Source organism: Rhodopila sp., from assembly GCF_965277165.1.
GTDB lineage: Bacteria > Pseudomonadota > Alphaproteobacteria > Acetobacterales > Acetobacteraceae > Rhodopila.
This window is the reverse complement of record NZ_CBDICE010000005.1, coordinates 845584-861230: the sequence shown is the minus strand read 5'-3', so window position 1 is coordinate 861230 and position 15647 is coordinate 845584. Positions and strand designations below refer to the sequence as shown.

At 63.8% G+C, this 15647-nt stretch carries 12 protein-coding genes; 11 read left to right on the top strand and 1 reads right to left on the bottom strand.

The features are described from left to right. Positions 1 to 43: 43 nt before the first annotated feature. The 8 genes from nuoL to ACQY4Y_RS04620 all read left to right on the top strand — a co-directional run bounded on the left by nuoL (position 44) and on the right by ACQY4Y_RS04620 (position 10050). A complete protein-coding gene (nuoL, locus tag ACQY4Y_RS04655; protein ID WP_428489387.1) occupies positions 44 to 1972 on the top strand; it encodes an NADH-quinone oxidoreductase subunit L in 1929 nt (642 codons plus the stop codon). Positions 1973 to 1976: 4 nt separating this feature from the next. Then, complete coding sequence (locus tag ACQY4Y_RS04650) at positions 1977 to 3524, top strand: NADH-quinone oxidoreductase subunit M (protein WP_428489386.1); 1548 nt, start codon at positions 1977 to 1979, stop codon at positions 3522 to 3524. Positions 3525 to 3568: 44 nt separating this feature from the next. Beyond that, positions 3569 to 4990, top strand: a complete 1422-nt coding sequence (gene nuoN, locus ACQY4Y_RS04645) for an NADH-quinone oxidoreductase subunit NuoN (protein ID WP_428490734.1) — start codon at positions 3569 to 3571, stop codon at positions 4988 to 4990. 254 nt (positions 4991 to 5244) lie between these two features. Further along, complete coding sequence (locus tag ACQY4Y_RS04640) at positions 5245 to 6207, top strand: hypothetical protein (RefSeq protein ID WP_428489385.1); 963 nt, start codon at positions 5245 to 5247, stop codon at positions 6205 to 6207. Between the two features lie 60 nt (positions 6208 to 6267). Further along, on the top strand, positions 6268 to 7188 hold the full coding sequence (locus ACQY4Y_RS04635) for an NAD(P)-dependent oxidoreductase (protein WP_428489384.1): 921 nt from the start codon (positions 6268 to 6270) through the stop codon (positions 7186 to 7188). Further along, positions 7185 to 8432: an alpha/beta fold hydrolase gene (locus ACQY4Y_RS04630; protein ID WP_428489383.1), complete on the top strand. Its 1248-nt coding sequence runs from the start codon at positions 7185 to 7187 to the stop codon at positions 8430 to 8432. Before ACQY4Y_RS04635 ends, ACQY4Y_RS04630 begins: the two co-directional genes overlap by 4 nt. 217 nt (positions 8433 to 8649) lie before the next feature. Further along, entirely contained in the window at positions 8650 to 9042 is a 393-nt protein-coding gene (locus tag ACQY4Y_RS04625; protein WP_428489382.1) for a DUF2147 domain-containing protein, read from the top strand. Between the two features lie 228 nt (positions 9043 to 9270). Then, on the top strand, positions 9271 to 10050 hold the full coding sequence (locus ACQY4Y_RS04620; RefSeq protein ID WP_428489381.1) for a class II aldolase/adducin family protein: 780 nt from the start codon (positions 9271 to 9273) through the stop codon (positions 10048 to 10050). 34 nt (positions 10051 to 10084) lie between these two features. On the opposite strand, the gene ACQY4Y_RS04615 is transcribed toward ACQY4Y_RS04620, so the two are convergent. Then, positions 10085 to 11563 carry a transglycosylase SLT domain-containing protein gene (locus ACQY4Y_RS04615; RefSeq protein ID WP_428489380.1) on the bottom strand — a complete coding sequence of 493 codons (1479 nt, stop codon included), beginning with the start codon at positions 11561 to 11563 and terminating at the stop codon, positions 10085 to 10087. Positions 11564 to 12022: 459 nt separating this feature from the next. Here ACQY4Y_RS04615 and ACQY4Y_RS04610 point away from each other — a divergent pair, with 459 nt between their 5' ends. The 3 genes from ACQY4Y_RS04610 to ACQY4Y_RS04600 all read left to right on the top strand — a co-directional run bounded on the left by ACQY4Y_RS04610 (position 12023) and on the right by ACQY4Y_RS04600 (position 15616). Further along, on the top strand, positions 12023 to 13408 hold the full coding sequence (locus ACQY4Y_RS04610; RefSeq protein ID WP_428489379.1) for a putative O-glycosylation ligase, exosortase A system-associated: 1386 nt from the start codon (positions 12023 to 12025) through the stop codon (positions 13406 to 13408). Positions 13409 to 13635: 227 nt separating this feature from the next. After that, the gene (locus tag ACQY4Y_RS04605; RefSeq protein ID WP_428489378.1) at positions 13636 to 14631 is read left to right on the top strand and encodes a hypothetical protein; all 996 of its coding nucleotides are present in this window, start codon (positions 13636 to 13638) and stop codon (positions 14629 to 14631) included. Positions 14632 to 14800: 169 nt separating this feature from the next. Further along, on the top strand, positions 14801 to 15616 hold the full coding sequence (locus ACQY4Y_RS04600; protein ID WP_428489377.1) for an FkbM family methyltransferase: 816 nt from the start codon (positions 14801 to 14803) through the stop codon (positions 15614 to 15616). Positions 15617 to 15647 lie beyond the last annotated feature (31 nt).

The following is a 15647-nucleotide window of genomic DNA, read 5'->3' as shown; positions in this document are numbered from 1 at the left end:
TCGGTTGTCAGATGGCCGAACCGCGCCCAGCGAGGAAGAGCCCATGATCTACCCGATCGCCGTCTTCGCCCCGCTCGCCGGCGCTTTGGTCTCCGGCCTGCTCGGCCGCGCGATCGGCGACAAGGCCGCGATGAGCGCGTCCATCCTCGGCATGGTGATCGCCGCCATCTGCGGGCCGCTGGCATTCTTCCAGTTGACCGCGGGCGCCGATCCAGGCGTGCTCGACCTCGGCAGTTGGATCGAGGCCGGCCGCTTCCACGTCGAATGGGCGCTGCGCTACGACACCCTGTCCGCCGTCATGGTGGCGATGGTTTCATTCGTGTCGATGCTGATCCACGTCTACTCGATCGGCTACATGGGCCACGAAACGCGGCCGAAATACCGCTTCTTCGCCTACCTGTCGCTGTTCAGCTTCGCCATGCTGATGCTGGTGACCGCCGACAACCTGACCCAGTTGTTCTTCGGCTGGGAAGGCGTCGGCCTCTGCTCCTACCTGCTGATCGGCTACTGGTACGACCGCCCGGCCGCCAATGCCGCCGCGATCAAGGCCTTCGTCGTCAACCGCGTCGCCGACCTGCCGTTCGCGGTCGGCCTGGCACTGATCTTCTTCAAGTTCGGTTCGCTCGACTTCGGCGTGATCTTCCCCGCCGCCGCCCAGCACGCCGCCGACACCTACACCCTGTTCGGCGCTACATTCCCCGCCCTCGAGGTCATCGGCTTCCTGCTGTTCATCGGCGCCATGGGCAAGTCGGCCCAGCTCGGCTTCCACGTCTGGCTGCCCGACGCCATGGAGGGCCCGACCCCGGTCTCCGCCCTGATCCACGCCGCGACGATGGTGACCGCCGGCGTGTTCCTGATGGCGCGGATGTCGCCGCTGATGGAATACGCCCCGACCGCGCTGGGATTCGTGACCTTCATCGGCGCCTCCACCGCACTGTTCGCCGCCACCATCGGCTGCGCCCAGAACGACATCAAACGGGTCATCGCCTATTCCACCTGCTCCCAGCTCGGCTACATGTTCGCCGCCGCCGGAGTCGGTGCCTTCCAAGCCTCGATATTCCATCTGATAACCCACGCCTTTTTCAAGGCGCTGCTGTTCCTGTCCGCCGGGTCCGTTATCCACGCGATGTCGGACGAGCAGGACATGCGCAAGATGGGCGGCCTCGCGCGGGTCATCCCGGTCACCTGCACGGTGATGTGGATCGGCAACCTCGCGCTCGCCGGCATTCCGCCGTTCGCCGGATCGTACTCCAAGGATGCGATCATCTCGGCGACCTACGCCGCCGGCACTGGCATCGGCACCTACGCCTTCATCTGCACCGTTCTGGCGGCGTTCCTGACCGCTTTCTACTCCTGGCGGCTGCTGTTCATGACCTTCCACGGCAAGTCCCGCGCCGACCACCACGTGCTTGAACACGCTCATGAAAGCCCTTGGGTCATGCTCGGCCCGCTGGTTGTGCTGTCGATCGGCGCGATATTCGCCGGCTGGGCGCTGGACAACTGGTTCATCGGCGCCGACTGGCAGCATTTCTGGAACGGCGCGATCTTCAACGGCCCGAACAACCACGTCATCGAGAACCTCGAACACGTTCCCACCTGGGTTGATCTCTCGCCGCTGGTCTTCGCCCTGCTCGGCATTGCCGCCGCCTTCGTGATGTATATCGTCAACCCGCTGCTGCCGGGGCGCCTGGCGCAAAGTTTCAACGGCATCTACCGCTTCCTGCTGAACAAATGGTACTTCGACGAACTGTACAACACCATCTTCGTGCAGCCGGCGATCCGCCTGTCGCGGCTGTTCTGGCAGGTCGGCGACGTGACCCTGATCGACGGCGTGCCGAACGGGCTGGCGGAATTGACCACCGACGGGTCGCGCCAGGCGGTCAAGTTCCAGACCGGTTCGCTGGCGGTCTATGCCTTCGTCATGCTGATCGGCGTCGTCGTGCTGGTCGGCATCTTCATGCTGACCCGGTAAGATCATGAACACTCCGCTTGCCATCGCCACCGGCAACGCCGCCGGCTTCCCGATCCTGTCGATGATTACCTGGCTGCCGCTGGTCGGATGCCTGGTCATCATGATGGTGCGCGGCGACGAGGAGACCGTCGCCAGCAACGCCCGCTGGACCGCGCTATGGACCAGCCTGCTGGTGCTGATCCTGTCGCTGGTGCTGTGGGTCAAGTTCGACCAGTCCGACGCCGGCTTTCAGTTCAACGAGCACGTCACCTGGCTGCCGGAATACAAGGTCGGCTACAGCATGGGGGTCGACGGCATCTCGATCTTGTTCGTGCTGCTGTCCACCCTACTGACCCCGATCTGCATCCTGTCCGCCTGGGACGCCATCCATACCCGCGTGCGGGAGTTCATGATCAGCTTCCTGGTGCTGGAAACCATGATGGTCGGCATGTTCTGCGCCACCGACTTCGTGGTGTTCTACATGTTCTTTGAGGGCGTGCTGATCCCGATGTACCTGATCATCGGCGTCTGGGGTGGCCCGCGGCGGGTCTATGCCGCGGTCAAATTCTTCCTCTACACGCTGACCGGATCGGTGCTGATGCTGCTGGCGCTGATCGCCATGTGGGTGCTGGCCGGCACCACCGACATCCCGACCTTGCTGCACACCCAGTTTCCGCCGGCGATGCAGAATTGGCTGTTCCTGGCGCTGTTCGCGTCGTTCGCGGTGAAGGTGCCGATGTGGCCGGTGCATACCTGGCTGCCGGACGCGCACGTCGAGGCGCCGACCGCCGGTTCGGTGATCCTGGCCGGCGTGCTGCTGAAGATGGGTGCCTATGGGTTCCTGCGCTTCTCGGTGCCGATGCTGCCCCACGCCGCCGCCACCTTCGCACCGTTCATGTTCACGCTGTCGGTGGTGGCGGTGATCTACACGTCACTGGTCGCGCTGGCGCAGGAGGACATGAAGAAGCTGATCGCCTATTCCTCGGTCGCCCATATGGGCGTCGTCACCATCGGCATCTTTACCTTCAACGTCCAGGGCATTTCCGGAGCGCTGTTCCAGATGCTGTCGCACGGCATCGTCTCCGCCGCATTGTTCCTGATCGTCGGCGTGGTCTACGACCGTATCCACACGCGTGAGATCGCCCGCTACGGCGGTCTGGGGGACAGGATGCCGGCGTATGGGCTGGTCTTCATGCTGTTCATGATGGCCTCGGTCGGGCTGCCCGGTACCGCCGGTTTCGTCGGCGAATTCCTGGTCATCCTCGGCTCGCTGCAGGTCAACTTCTGGCTCGCTTTGCTGGGCGGCATGGGGATGATCCTCGGCGCGGGCTACATGCTGTATCTGTATCGCCGGATCATCTTCGGCCGGATCACCAAGGACGACCTGCGCAACATCCTCGACCTCAGCCCGCGGGAGTGGGCGGTGTTCGCGCCGCTGATCGTGCTGACCTTGTGGATGGGCATCTACCCGTCCAGCTTCACCGGCTACTTCGATGCGACCGTGGGCGCGATGGTGCAGCAGCACACCGCGGCGCTGGCCGCCACAACCAAGCTCGCCACGACCCTGCACTGATGAACGGGGCACTTATGAACGGGGCACTGATGAATGGGGCACCGATGAACTGGACTTTGGCCCTGCCCGAGATCGTGCTCGCCGCCATCGGCATGGCGACCCTGATCTTCGGTGTGCTACGCAAGCAGGACAGTACGTCGCTTTGCACCATGTTCGTCATCGGCGGCTTTCTGATCGCCGGCCTTCTGGTGCTGACCCGATCCACCGGGTTCGGCTTCCGCGGCCAGTTCGTGTCGGATCCGTTCAGCGCCTTCAATCAGATCCTCATTCTGGCCGGGGCGGCCCTGTCGTCGATCATGGCGCTGGACTGGAATCGTTCGCAGGGGATCGCCCGCTTCGAGTTCCCGGTGCTGATGCTGTTCTCCACCATCGGCATGATGATCATGGCCTCGGCGTCCAACCTGATGACGCTGTATCTCGGCCTGGAACTGCAATCGCTGGCGCTCTACGTGCTCGCGGCTTTCGCCCGCGACGATCTGCGCTCGTCCGAGGCCGGGCTGAAGTATTTCGTCCTCAGCGGCCTGGCGTCAGGGCTTCTGCTGTACGGCATATCGCTGGTCTACGGATTCTCCGGCACTATGGATCTGTACTCGCTGCGCGACCTGCTGGTGCACCCGCAAGCGGCTTCCCCCGGCCTGGTCGTCGGCATCGTATTCGTTCTGGTCGGGCTGGCCTTCAAGGTCTCGGCGGTGCCGTTCCATATGTGGACGCCAGACGTCTACGAGGGCGCGCCGACCCCGGTCACCGTGTTCTTCGCCACTGCCCCAAAGGTCGCCGCGATGTCGCTGCTGCTGCGGGTGATGGGCACATCGTTCGCCTCCCTGGTCGGCGCCTGGCAGATCCTGGTGGTGATCGTGTCGATCGCCTCGATGCTGCTGGGCGCGTTCGCCGCAATCGGGCAGACCAACATCAAGCGGCTGATGGCGTATTCGTCGATCGGCCACATGGGCTATGCGCTGATCGGCCTGGCGGTGGGTAACGCCGCCGGCGTGCGCGGCACCCTGGTCTATATGGTGATATACGTCTTCATGACCGCCGGGACGTTCGCCTGCATCCTGGCGATGCGCCGCCGCGGCCGCGCGGTCGAGCAGATCTCCGACCTCGCCGGCCTCGCCGCCAACGACCCGGCTCTGGCGCTGGCGCTGGCGGTCTTCATGTTCAGCCTGGCCGGCATCCCGCTGATGTCGGGCTTCTTCGCCAAGCTGTATATCTTCCTCTCAGCGGTGCAGGCCGGCCTGTGGACGCTGTCGGTGATCGGCGTGCTGACCAGCGTCGTGGGCGCGTTCTATTATATCCGCATCATCAAGGTGATGTACTTCGATCCCGCGGCCGAACGCTTCGACCCGAGGCCCGCATCATTGTCCTTCGTGGTGGCGGCAACCGGGCTGTTCACCGGGTTCTTCTTCCTGTTCCCGGCTCCGGTCGTGGCCGCGGCACAGGCGGCGGCAGGGGTATTGTTCCACTGACAGCCTAGCCCCCTGGCAGTTCCCCCCTGGCAGTTTTGCATTGAGCGCGCGCGCGCCGCTGGCCTATACCCGACCGATCCGCTGGCCAGGAGCAAAATCCGCTGATGGACGCTGAACCGAACCGCGCAGCTTCGCTCGACGATCGCGCCCTGGTGCTACAGTTCGAAAGTATCGGCGACAACTGCGAGCTCGGTCTCGTGCAGCGCCGCGCCGGGGAAGAACCGCTGGGACTGCTTCGTTTCGCTGGCGTCCCCTTGCGCAACCTTCTGCGCGGGCTGAAAGCCGGTTTCGCCAACATCGCGGACCCGAACCATATTCGTATCAGCCCCGAAAACGGCGAGTACATGGTCAAGCTGACCAAGTACGACTTCACCTACCACGCGCACGTAAAGACCAGCGAGATGACCCCCGAGGCGCTGCACCGTCAGCAGTGCCGCACCGTCGGCTTCCTGGCACAAAAGCTGATCGACGACCTGCGCCATCCCGCAAAGATATTGGTATTTCGCCAGAACGAATCGCTGCTGGCGGGCGATTTGATCGACTTGCGCATCGCGCTGTCCGCCTACGGCTCGAGCATCCTGCTTTTGGTGCAGGCCGCCTGTACCGGTCACCCGCCCGGTACGGTCGAGGTTGCGGATGACCGCATGATGGTCGGCTACGTGCGCCGCCTGGCCGACCGTGAAAGCGTGCCGGACCTGGATTTCGACTCCTGGATGCGAATGCTTCGCCGCGCCCACGCACTCTGGTCCCACGCCAGCGACGGCCGCCTGGTGCGCCAGGCAGCCGAACCCACACGGCGCACCGAACTGACCTTTGGCGCCGAAGGCAACGCCGGCGCATCGCTCGGCTACGGTTGGTCCGGACCCGAAGCCGGCCACCAGTGGGCGGTGGACGAGCGCAGTCTGATCACCGTCGAAGTCCCCGGGTCGGCCGACGAATACTGGCTGGAAATGGATGTCCTTCCATTCGTCAGGCCGCCATTGCTGCCGCGACAACGGCTGGACGTGATCGTCGGCGGAACCCTGGTACGCAGCTTCGCCGCGCTGCCCCGTGGCGAGGTGAGTTGCGTGCTGCCGGGCCATCTGCTGGCAGATCGCCCGACCGTGGACATCGTCCTGCACCACCCCCACGCCGCCAGCCCGATGCTGGTGGCGTCCGAGGCCGACGACAGGCGCCTGGCCGTGTCGTTCCGCCGGCTCGCCCTGGTGTGTGCCTGACCGGCTTTTTGACATCGACCCATCGCGCGCGGAAAAACTCCCCATCGAGGAGAACCGCCCATGCCCGCATCGCCCGCCGCGCCTTCTTCCACCGCAACACCCTCACCCGGACCGGCGATTGCCGCCATCGGCTTCATCGGTCTCGGCGTGATGGGCGAACCGATGTGCGGCCACCTCGCCCGCCGCTCGGGCCTGCCGATCCTCGCCCACGACTTGCGAGCCGAACCGCTGCAGCAGCTTGCGGCCTACGGCGTGAAGGCCGGATCGCTGAACGACATCGCCGCCGCCTGCGACCTAATCCTGCTGTCGCTGCCCGACGGCAAGGCCGTCGATGACGTCGTCGGCCAGCTCGAGCCGCATTTGCGCGCCGGCCAATGCGTCGTCGACACCAGCACGTCCTCGGTCGAGCTCACCCGCCGGATCGGCGCCCGTCTGACCGCGAACGGCATCCTCTATGCCGACGCACCCGTCGCCCGCACCCGCGAAGCGGCATCGCGTGGTGAACTCAGCATCATGGTCGGCGCCACCGAGGACACCTTCGCCCGCATCCGCCCGATCCTGCAGACAATGGGAACCGACGTCACCCATTGCGGGCCGGTCGGCTGCGGCCAGGTGGTGAAGATCCTCAACAACATGCTGGTATTCCAGCACTGCGGCGCCCTGGCCGAGGCGATCGCCATCGGCCGGCGCAACGGCGTCCCGCCCGACATATTGCTGCCCACCATGGCAATGGGTTCAGGTGACAGCTTCGTTTTGCGCAACCACGGGCTCAAGTCCATGCTGCCGGGTGACTTCCCCGACCGGGCGTTCTCCACCCGTTACGCGATCAAGGACCTGTCCTACGCATTGGAGATGGCCGCCGCCTCCGGCCTCGACATCGCAGCGGCAAACCTGACCATGCAACGGCTGAAGCAGGCCGAACAGGCTGGCCACGGCGAGCAGTACCATCCGGTCGTGCTGCGCGTGATCGATCCGCAATGACCCCGTTTCCACCCGCCTCTTCCTGGCGTGCCGCTTGCGCTGCCGACGTCCCGCTGGCGGCATGGGAGGGCCCATGGTCGATCGACTTCGCGATCACGAACGGCTCCGACACGACCGTGTTCAGCGTGTTGGATGGCAAGCCTCAAACCACCACCGCCGGCGAACCCGCGTTCACCCTCTGCGCGCCTGAGGCGGTGTGGCGGAAATTCCTGCAGCCGATCCCCCCAAGGCACCACCACGGCATCTTCGCGATGCACTACCGCGTGCCCGCGTTCACCATCCAAGGCGACCAGTTGGCCTTCATGCAGCACGCCCATATCGCCCGCCGCGTGCTGGAGATCGGCAAGTGGCTGGCGCTTGGTAACCAACCTCCAGTGCCGGTCAACCTCGCACCCAGGCAGGGTCCGAGGCCGGCGCCGAAGCCCCAGGGCGGCTACGTTCCGGTCTCCGCCAGCGGTATCACCTATCAGATCTACCACGAAACCGCCGGCACCGGCCGCGACGTGCTCTGCATGCACACCGCTGGCTCCGACGGGCGCCAATTCCACGGCCTGATGGCCGATCGCCGCATCACGGACGACCATCGACTGGTGGCGTTCGACCTGCCGTGGCACGGCAAGTCGCCCCCGCCCGACGCCGCCGTTCCCGGATCATGGCGCCTGAACACCGACCTTTATGTCGAACTCATCATGGGCTTCATTGCCGCCGCACGTCTGGATAGGCCGATCGCGCTGGGTGCGTCGATGTCGGGTGAGATTTGCCTCGAACTCGCCCACCGCCATCCCGAGGCGTTCACCGGCATAGTCGCCTGCGAGGCCTGCGAGAAAATCGAGCGGCGCCAGACCAGTTGGGCGGCACACCCCCAAGTCAACCAGGCGCTGTTCGTTCCGGAATGGATCAGGGCACTCTGCGCGCCGCAAAGTCCGGCCGAGTATCAGGAAGCGATCGCCTGGCACTACGGCCAGGGTGGCCCGGCGGTGTTCCACGGCGACATCGCATTCTATTCCGGCGACTGGGACGCACGCGAGCGCATCGCCCGGATCGACACCAACCGCTGCCCACTATTCATGCTGACCGGAGAATACGATTACTCGTGCACAACGGAAATGTCAGCCGCGACGGCCGCCAGGATTCCCGGCGCGAGGTTCCAGGAGATGCCCGGCCTCGGCCATTTCCCGTTCGCCGAGAACCCGCCGCTGTTCGCCGAATACCTGTTGCCACTGCTGGTGCAGTTGAAGGCCTAGCAGGTGGTTGCTGAAAGACCCTAGGTGTCGCGGGTGGCAATCGACATCTGCGATGCTCAGCGCCAGCAAGGATGTCACCGATGACCGCCGATCCAAGGTCATTGGTGCTTTGTTCAGCTCGTGGGTGGTTGTCCTCGGCACCGTCTTGACGCAGATATCTTTTGGCCCGCACGTCCAATGAAAGGAGTGGATACGCCGAATGCAGAATAGATTTTTCGTGTTCGCCATCAGCGCAGTTATGCTGATGATCAGCGCGCCAGCGGTTATCGCTTCGCCCGTCGACGGAAACTGGGCGCTCAGCGACGTGGTGTTGAGAATCTTCGACTGCCAGACATTGGTCTGCGGAAAAGTCGTCTGGACAAAAGACCCACAAACCCGCGGCAGGGACTGCGGCAGGACGGTAGTCTGGGGCTTGTCACAAACCGACCCGAAAACCTGGTCAGGAGGCTCTATCTACGATCCGAATGACGGCACCACATACGGCTTGTCGGCGACGCTGGCGCCGGATGGGACACTGCATGCGCGGATCTACCGCGGTGTCTCGCTGTTCGGAAAAACTAAAATCCTGAGGAAGGTGGCGCCGAAATCGCTCGATGGATGGTGCGCCTGATGCGATGGCGCCGCGAGACGGCACCTTGCTACGTCGCGAACCAGACCTCGAAGACCGCGCGGTCTCACTCAACGCTCGGATCCCAAGCGTTGAGTGAGAATCGGCTCCGCTCTCGGCGGCGCCATCGGCGACCTGTCCCATCAATTCCACAACTCGGCCACCCGGCGCGTTGACGCCGGTGGTCGCAAGGTTAAGGTTGGGCGCATCATTTTATCGGATGGCGCGGCCATGAATATCGCAACCTCGCCGGCATCCACCGCCGGTGTTTCCGAAGCCGAATGGCAAATCCGCTGCGATCTGGCGGCGTTGTATCGCCTGATCGCCCACCACCGTTGGACTGACCTGATCTACACCCACCTTAGCGCTCGGATTCCCGGCCCGGAGCACCATTTCCTGATCAACCGCTACGGCGTCAATTTCGAGCACATGCGCGCCTCCGACCTGGTGAAGATCGACGTCGAAGGCAACATCGTCGAACCCGAGCGCGGGCTCAGCAGCCGCGATGTGAACGCGGCAGGCTTTACCATCCACTCCGCCGTCCATATGGCGCGCCACGACCTGATGTGCGTCGTGCACACCCACACCGCCGCCGGGATCGCGGTCTCGGCGCAGAAGGACGGGCTGCTGCCGCTGTCGCAGCACGCCTGCAAGTTCTACGGCCGGCTGGCCTATCATGGCTACGAGGGCATCGCGCTGGACATCGATGAGCGACAGCGCCTGGTTGCCGACCTCGGCCAGCACAAGGCAATGATCCTGCGCAACCATGGCCTGCTGGTCGGCGGAACTTCGATCGCCGAGGCGTTCCACATGATCTACATGCTGGAGCGCGCCTGCGGCGCCCAGATCGCCGCGCTGTCCGGTGGACGCGAGATCATTCTGCCGCCGCCCGAGGTCTGCGCTCACACCGCCGAACAATTCGCCCGCCAGGAAATCGACGCCGACTATGCCATGGTCTGGGACGCCGCCCTGCGCCTGATCGAGGACGGCAAGCCCGACTATCGATCTTGAATCAGCGCCCGACGCCTCCGGCGACACCGACCCGTCAGAACGATTCCCGCGTCGGCGGCACGGTGATGCAGGCCATCCGCCGACCGTTTAGTCGTGCGCACGCCGCCTCCGCCTGCGGCGCCGTCAGGCCAAACAGCCGAGCGCGAAATGCCCTCTGGTTGCCCAGCGGCGTGGTCGCCGGAAGCTCGATCTTCGCCGTCCGCAACAGATCGGGCACCACCGATCGGGCGCCCTCGGCCGCTGCCTGAGCGCTGGACAGATTGGCGAATGCGCCGACCTGGATCGCCCATCTGCCCCGCGATGCTTCGGGTGAAAATGCAACCGGCCGCGCCATGCGTTCCTGCAACGGTCGCATCTCCGCCGCATAACCACCCTGGTGGGCTGGCACAGGACCCGGCGGCGGCAAAGGCTGCGTGACGATCGTCGCCGGTGGCGGCAACGACTGCGTCACGATCGCCGCCAGCGGCGGCGAGGACTCAGCGATGATTGCCGGCACGGCCGGCACTGGCCGGCACGGGTGGGTCGGATCATAGGCAGCGTCCGGATTACAGGACCCTTGCGCATATCCCGGAGCATGCGTCGGGCCCGATACCGTCGCCGCCGGCGCGGCGGGCACCGGCCGGCACGGACGGGTCGGATCATAGGCGGCGTTCGGGTCACAGCCACCCTGCGCATACGCCGGCTCCAATCCCGTCGCCGCCGGGGCGGCGGCCATCGGCTGGCACGGGCGCGTCGGGTCGTAAGCCGCATCCGGGTCGCACGCATCCTGGCCGGGGCCAGCCGCATCAACCGGCGAGGCCGCCGCCGCGGTCGCCACGACCGTGCGGCGCAGCGGTGTGCACGGACCACTGGGATTATACGCCGCGTCCGGATCACAGCCGGACGCTGTCGCCCGGGATGGCAGGCGCACGCCTTGCCCCGCGTAAACCGCCAGCGGGCCGGAGGCCGGCGTTCCAGGCCCCAGCAACGGCGCGATCGAAGCCACGTAATTGACCGTTTCGCTCGGCAATGCCCGACCATAGCTCAGATAGGCGTCCAACCGTCTCGGTCCGGCATTGTAAGCCGCCAGGAACCCCGGCGAGCCGTAGCGGTCATACATCTCACGCAGGTAGGCGGTGCCGGCCAGAATGTTGTTGTGCGGGTCGAACGGGTCCTCGCCCAGATTGTAACGGTCACGCAGACCCTCGTAGGTGTCTGGCATAACCTGCATCAGACCCATCGCCCCGGCCCACGAGATTACATCCTCCTGCCCCCCCGACTCCTGGCGCATGACCCGGCGTATCCATAGCTCCGGCACACCGAACCGGCCGGATGCCTCATGGATATACGGACCCCATGGATCGCTCGCCGGTCCCGGAGGCGGATAATACCGCGATGGATTGCGCTGCACCCGTGCGTGGTGCCCAGGGTTGCCGCCGCAACCGCCGAGGCCGGCCAGCACGCTCAGGCAGGCAAACAGATAAACCCACCATGACAGCCTAGGCCGAGCGGCAGGCAAGACGCAGCGACTCATGGACGAAAATCCGGCGCGGTGCTTTGGCTCCTGTTACCACAAAGCCTGAACAAAGCAGCCGAAATCTTTGGCGACGCTGCGCAATTCATTCGCACTGTTGCGCCGCACCCGCCAGCCGATGGGTGTTCCCGGGGCGAAATGGACCAAAGAGATGCGGAATTTAGCAGCACTGTCGTCCGAAATAGGTCATAACGTACTCGCAAATTCATGGCGTCGCCGGGGGCGTTCCCTCTCAGCAGTGCGCGTATCTGGTTCGGATGTGACGAGGTTCGTTGAATGGAAGCATTGCTGCTGTGCCTCGACGTCGGCATGTTGCTCGCAGTTTTTGCCTGGGTAATCGGGAACGGAGGCTCCTCCAGTAGCCCGACCGGGCTGTTTCGTTACAAGGCCGAACTGCCCAGCCAATCTCCGCCAGCGCGACAGGCGACGCGGCCCTGGCGCCCGTCCCGGTAGGCCGCCATGCGCGACGCCATGTTCCTGGCCGCGATGGTCGCCATCATTCCGATGGGGCTGGGCCGACCAGACATCTGCATCGCGTTGTGGGCGTATGTGTCGCTGCTCGATCCCAACAACTTCCTCTACGGCTTCGGCGCCACGCTGCCCTATGCCAAATTCGCCACGGGTTTGACCGTGGTGGCGCTGCTTACCAGTCAAGAGAAGAAGGTATTCTACTGCGACCGAACCACCGCCCTGGTGCTGATCTTCCTGGTGATAGCGGCTCTGGCCCAATTCACCGCACTGTCCGATGCGTCGCTGGGGTGGGACATCCTCGACAAACTCTGGAAGATCGTCGCCCTCAATCTGCTCGTGGTCTGCTTCATGCGCACCCGGTTGCGCATCCACCTGTTGATACTGACGATCTGCCTGGCTGTCGGATTCAATGGTGCAGGGGAAGCGCTGAAATACCTTCTGTCCGGCGGCGGCCACAAAGTCGAGGGGATGCCGAGCTGGGGTGACAACAACGCGGTCGCGTTGATCGTCCTCATGACCATGCCGATGCTCGCCTATGTCCGCGAGGTGTCGGAGGCTCGGTCGCTGCGGCTGGGCGCACTGGCTGGTATTATCCTGTTCGCCATTTGCGTGGTTGCCACGGCATCCCGCGGTGGCTTGGTCGGTCTCCTCATTCTGGCGCTGGCGGGCATCGCCAAGACACGGCACAAGGTCCGCTATATGGCCGCGCTGCTGATCGCTGGACTGGTGCTGGTCAGAACCGTGCCGGACAGTTGGACCCAGCGCATGGACACGATCCAGGATGCCGATCAGGATTCGTCGTTCATGGGGCGGGTGGTGGTGTGGAAGCTAAGCACCCTCATTGCCCTCGACCATCCCCTGCTCGGCGGCGGCTTGCACGCGGTGCAATCGCAAAACGTCTGGGACGCCTATGTTCCGAGCTTCGGAAAATTGTCGTTCATTCCCACCGAGGAGCCGGATGTCAGACCGCACGCTGCCCACAGCATCTACTTTGAAATACTCGGCGATACCGGCTTTCTCGGGTTCCTGGTTTTCCTTGGCATCATCGCAAGCTGTGTCCGTGATAGCTTCCGGATCAAGGCGGCGGCACGAAACCGCCCGGACCTGCAGTGGGCTGCAAGGCTCGCGAGTATGCTACAACTCAGCCTGCTCACGTTCCTGATCACCGGGGCAGCGCTCAGCGCGGCGTACCACGACCTGGTCTTTCTCCTCTTCGCACTTTTCTCGACGGTTCGTGCCGTGGTTGTCGCCGCGCCGAGCTACGAGGTCCGGGCACTGGCGGCTGCCCCGCTGCAGGTTACTGGTTGGCGATCTCGTCGGCTCGACCCGGTGAGTCCGCCGTGGCGTCTGCATTCAAGTAAAATCTTGAAATAATACTCCGTTGATGGTTCTGCGCCACCGTCCGAGCAGGACCGCCGCGTCAGCTCGGACGATTTTTCTACGCATCAGATTTCTACGCAACAAAAGTCCCGATGCGATATCGTATCGTTATAGCCCAAACAGACGGAAAAATGGATTGATGCTGAAGGCATTTAACAGATTGCGTAGTCGACCCCTGATCCAACGTGCGCGCTCATTGAGTGGAGCGTGGCCCTTGCACCATGCGATCAAGCAAACGGAAGGTCGATTTGGATCACGCCGGACAGGCCAAGAACGAACCCGCCCTATTCAAACAGAGAGCCTCCTTATCAATGACCCCCGTTCGCCTGCCGCATAGACTTTCGGCTCCGCTCCACAATTTCCGCATCGCCGGGATCCAGCACACGCCTTCCTTGCGGGCCAAACCGACCGGCTTGATGTATTTCAGCCAAGTATGCCATCGCGACGTGCGCTGCTGGCTGGTTGCGATCAAGTCGGTCTCGGCGGCAATCGGCCCCGGCGAATTCGCCGTGGTGGATGATGGATCGCTTACGGAAGCGGACCGGGAACTTTTGCGCCGGCATGTAGAGGACTTGCTTATCCTGCCGCTCAGCGGCGTTGATAGGGAAGGATGCCCAGCCGGTGGTTGCTGGGAAAGATTATTGGCATTACTTGATCTCAACCAAGACTACTATGTGGTGCAAGTCGACGCGGATCTGGTGGCGCGGCTACCACTTGCCGAGGTAGTGGCGGCCGTGGGCTCCAACCGAGGCTTCATCCTCTCGGGCGAGCCAGGTGTAACGATCACCACCGCGTGCCAAGCTGCCGAAAACGCACGAAGGGTGACGTTCGATCACGTGCAGTTCGCCGCGGAACGTCTGCTGGAACAATTGCCTGGTGCCAACACGCTGCGCTACGTACGCGGCTGCGCCGGATTCGCCGGATTCCCACGCGGTCTTGGTCGGGGCGCGGTAGTCGCATTCTCGGCATTCATGCAACAACATTTGGGTGACAGGTGGAGCAGATGGGGGTCAGAGCAGGTGACATCCAACTTTTCGGTCGCCAATAGTGGTCCTGATCCGCTGGTGCTCCCCTGGGTTCGATTCCCGGCTTTTGGCTGGCACCGTGATATCAGCCACGCGGCGTTGATCCATTTCGTCGGAACTTATCGCTACGAGAGCGGTGTCTATACGCGTGTCAGCAGAACTGCAATTAAGCAAATCTCAACCGAGTACTAAAGTTGGAAAATCCTTGCACGGCAGTACATCGGCTTCAGTTCTCGCAGGCGCCGATGCCTGAGCGCCATCCATCTATTGGGTTCGCCTACGTGATCGCCGCGCCCGGCTACCTGCAACCACAATCGAACGCCGAGCCGGCGGTCAGCCGGCTTACTCGGAGAATGAACAGATGGGCCCACCCGCAACGACCGTCCGTTGGCTGCCGAACTACATCAAGGCCTTCGGCGCCGTCAGAGGTTTATCCCTGCTCTGGCGGACGGCTCGTCTGGACCGCACCAACGGAAGCCAGCCGGAACGGCTTGCCGTTCCAGGTCTGGGCGAAATCTGGCTGAGGCCTGACGTTCGCGACCATGCCATATTTCAGCAGGTCTGGATCAAGCGCGAGTACGACTTGCTCGCTTCGGCGCCGCGCCACTTCCCCGGATTGATGGAAACTTACCGGGCTACGCTCGCCGGAGGTGGGCGGCCGCTGGTCTTGGATGCAGGCGCACATGTCGGGATGAGTGTGCTGTGGTGGCGGCATGTGTTCCCCGAGGCACGGATCGTAGCCGTCGAGCCGTCCTCGGAAAACGTCGAGGTGTTGCGCCGGAACGTTGCAAGACTGAACAACGTGACAGTCCTGCACGCCGCCGTCGCCGGCAATCCCCGCGCGCTCCGCGTCATGCACCCTGCGGCCTGCGGGTCGGCCGTTCGCGTTAGCGAGAAAGGGACTGGCGAATCTGTTCCCGCCCTTACGATCGCCCAGATCCTCGATCAGGTCGATGCCGACCACATCTTGCTTGCAAAAATCGATATCGAGGGCGGCGAGGCGGATCTTTTTGCAGGCGACCTTGCTTGGCTGGATCGCACACGCGCGCTCGCCATCGAGACCCACGACTGCCTCTACCCAGGTGAGGGAACAAGCCGATCCTTGTTCGCTGCTATCGCTGAGCGACCTTTTGATTTTCTGACCAGCGGAGAGAACGTGCTTCTGTTCCGTTCTTGAAGCTGCATCTATCGCGGGCGGTCGAAGCCGA